6 protein-coding genes are annotated in these 2545 nt (G+C 42.9%); 1 reads left to right on the top strand and 5 read right to left on the bottom strand.

Annotation, left to right across the window (positions count from 1 at the left end; translation table 11 throughout):
• The coding region (locus B3180_RS02805) for a Nif3-like dinuclear metal center hexameric protein (RefSeq protein ID WP_286842912.1) at positions 1-331 on the bottom strand (331 nt) is incomplete at its 3' end.
• A gap of 140 nt (positions 332-471) precedes the next feature.
• Between B3180_RS02805 and B3180_RS02800 the strand changes: the two genes are divergently transcribed.
• Positions 472-906 (top strand): hypothetical protein, encoded by a 435-nt coding sequence (locus tag B3180_RS02800; RefSeq protein ID WP_273023340.1) that lies wholly within the window; start codon positions 472-474, stop codon positions 904-906.
• Between the two features lie 59 nt (positions 907-965).
• Here the strand turns inward: B3180_RS02800 and B3180_RS02795 are convergent, their stop codons facing one another.
• The 4 genes from B3180_RS02795 to B3180_RS02780 form a co-directional block, all read right to left on the bottom strand.
• Positions 966-1223, bottom strand: a complete 258-nt coding sequence (locus tag B3180_RS02795) for a DUF3912 family protein (protein ID WP_054487590.1) — start codon at positions 1221-1223, stop codon at positions 966-968.
• 84 nt (positions 1224-1307) lie between these two features.
• Positions 1308-1835 carry a DUF3833 domain-containing protein gene (locus tag B3180_RS02790; RefSeq protein WP_054487588.1) on the bottom strand — a complete coding sequence of 176 codons (528 nt, stop codon included), beginning with the start codon at positions 1833-1835 and terminating at the stop codon, positions 1308-1310.
• 1 nt (position 1836) lies between these two features.
• On the bottom strand, positions 1837-2343 hold the full coding sequence (locus B3180_RS02785; RefSeq protein WP_273023338.1) for a chalcone isomerase family protein: 507 nt from the start codon (positions 2341-2343) through the stop codon (positions 1837-1839).
• A gap of 4 nt (positions 2344-2347) precedes the next feature.
• A partial coding sequence (locus B3180_RS02780; protein WP_286842909.1) for a DUF2878 family protein occupies positions 2348-2545 on the bottom strand: 198 nt, incomplete at its 5' end.

Genomic DNA, 2545 nt, shown 5'->3' with positions numbered 1-2545 from the left:
TATTGCCAAGCTCAGGGTGAACATCCAGAGGCAAGTGATAAGCAAACAGGTTGATGTCATTGTTCAACAACTGTTGTAACCGTCGTTTCTTCATACCTGTGACCTCGGCAGGCTCACCTTTCCAAAAGTAGCCATGATGAACAAGTATTGCGTCGGCGCCTTCAGAAACGGCTCTATCAACCAAGGCCTGGCATGCCGTAACCCCGGTAATAACTTTGCTTATTTCAGCCTTGCCTTCGACCTGTAAACCATTCGTGCAGTAGTCCTTAATTTGGTTACTGTTTAATAGAGTATTAAGGTAGTTTTGTAACTCGTTTCTTGTAATCGACATAATTAAAAACCAAATTCACTGTGCAAATAGGCTTAAGTTTACCCGAAATTAGACAATAATCCGAAAAAACGGTATAAACGAAGGGTGAAGTATTTTTATACAAACCTTTTAAAACAAACCTTGAATAAAGGAACAATTGAATGAGCAAACTGGATAAAGAAAAGGTACTCGCTGAATATACCGAAGCTTATCAAAAGGCTCACGGTAAAAAGCCTAAAATTGAAAGCAGCAACGGCTGGTACAGCGTTGATGGTGGCAAAAATGTGCGCCTGGCACAATTAGCAGATGAAGCTAAAGCTCTGGGTAAAGAGAAAAAGTCAGCCCCTAAAAAATCTGAAGCTAAAAAATCTGAAGCTAAAAAGTCTGAACCCAAAAAGACTGAAGCCAAGAAACCGGCCGCGAAAAAAGCTGAGCCTAAGAAAAAGGCTGAGAAAAAGCCTGCCGCTAAAAAATCGACAGCGAAACAGTCACCGGCTAAAAAATCCAGTTCTGGCGGTTTAACCGCAAAAGAGTTATGGAAGCAAAAGTTGGAAAATAAAGGAAGTGATTGCCGCTTGCCTCGTGGTACAGCGTAAATCCTAGCCCGTAAAGCAAAAAGCGACCCTAAGGTCGCTTTTTTGTTTATCTTTTTTGCTTATAAAACATCGGGGTTCTTACCCGCTACGCGGTCAATCGGCACCTTGATTTTACGATAACGATGCACTAAAAAGTCACTGCGTTTAAAGATTACCTGCTCAGAGCCAAACTCGGCCTGAGAAACAAGAAACCGTTCGTTATCCAATGTTTTTACGACTATCCCTAACTTCCCCTGATGCGGACCACGCTTAATAAAAACCGTCTGCCCTTGTATGCGGGGGTTGTTGTAAGAAAATGTCGGATAATTTATTGCCACTGCAGCTTCCCTAAACCTTTTAAGGCTTGACCAATACTCTGGATTATACTCCTATTATCGGTCGCTGACAGAGATTCTTGATATTTATTTCTTACCAATATAGAGCGTGATCTCTCCTACCGGGAAGCCCCACTTGGACATATCCGTTCGATTGATCATATTGTCTTCATCAATCAGATAAAGCCAGTCATCCAGTGTCAGAACCATGGGTTCACCATCAACTTCTACTTCTAGCTGATAGCCCCAATTTAATACATTACCCGCAGTCGTCCCTCTGGCTACGCCCTTTACATCATCTGCGCGCCCTTCGTAACTGTTAGGCCCTGTTTTTGTTATACGCCAAACACGGCGCTCTTCACGACCATCGGCATAGGTAAAATGTTCATCAAGAACACCTTCATTACCCTGCCAGGTGCCGGTCATAGTCACTTCAAAACGCTGAATAACTTCGCCGCTATAGTCCTGAACCATGCCATAAGCTACAAGCTCACCATTAAAAAACTCTTCCAGTTTTAATTCTGGCTTTTCACTCTTGTAAGCATCAATTCCGGTAGAGCAAGCGGACACTAAAAAAAGCAGAACGGTTACCGCTATCACTTTAAATAACTGCATACTATTTCTCTCCAATCAATTCGTTTCTTTCCGAACGAAAACGGCTGTTTTCAGATAACCAAATGGCTAAAAACTGTTCTGTGAACTCTTTGTCTTTAATGGTTCCCAGGAGTTTTTCGCCTTGATAAAACTCGGCAGATCCCTCTTCATCTTCAACCAGTAAGAGGCAGTCTCCTTCTTTTATATTCGGCCAAATTGAATCTAATTGCGCTAACCAGTCTTTGTGTTTTTCACGGTCTAGTTCCAGCTTCTGCCATTCTTCTTCTGTCGTTTCTATTAAGTCTTTCGCTTTAATGTCGCGCAGGTACTCTAATAACAACGCCTGACGCTCATTCTTTTCATAATTTCCTGACGGACTGAACAAGGTCGCATCGTAAACATCCCAGAAATAGACACTTAACCGGGTCTCTCCAACCTTACTGAAGTTACCAGGCACCGACTGCGAGCATTCGGCGGCGAAAAGGTTGACGCTGAAAAGCGCCAATAAACCAAATAATGTAAACCTCATAACTTCACTCTCCCGACTCTTTTTTGGGTGACATGGAGAAAACAAAGTAGGCCATCATTAATCCCCATATGACCGCATAACAGGCAATGACCAGCGGCATTGAATCAATTGTGGCGGCGTTCAGTTTAACACCGGCTACATAAGTAACAGGCCCGGATACAGCACCAACCAGAACCGCAAAAATAGGTTTCGGAGCTAACCA

Source organism: Idiomarina sp. UBA4206 (assembly GCF_002383015.1).
GTDB classification, from domain to species: domain Bacteria; phylum Pseudomonadota; class Gammaproteobacteria; order Enterobacterales; family Alteromonadaceae; genus Idiomarina; species Idiomarina abyssalis.
The sequence above is the reverse complement of the archived record's forward strand: the minus strand, read 5'-3'. Positions and strand labels throughout refer to the sequence as shown.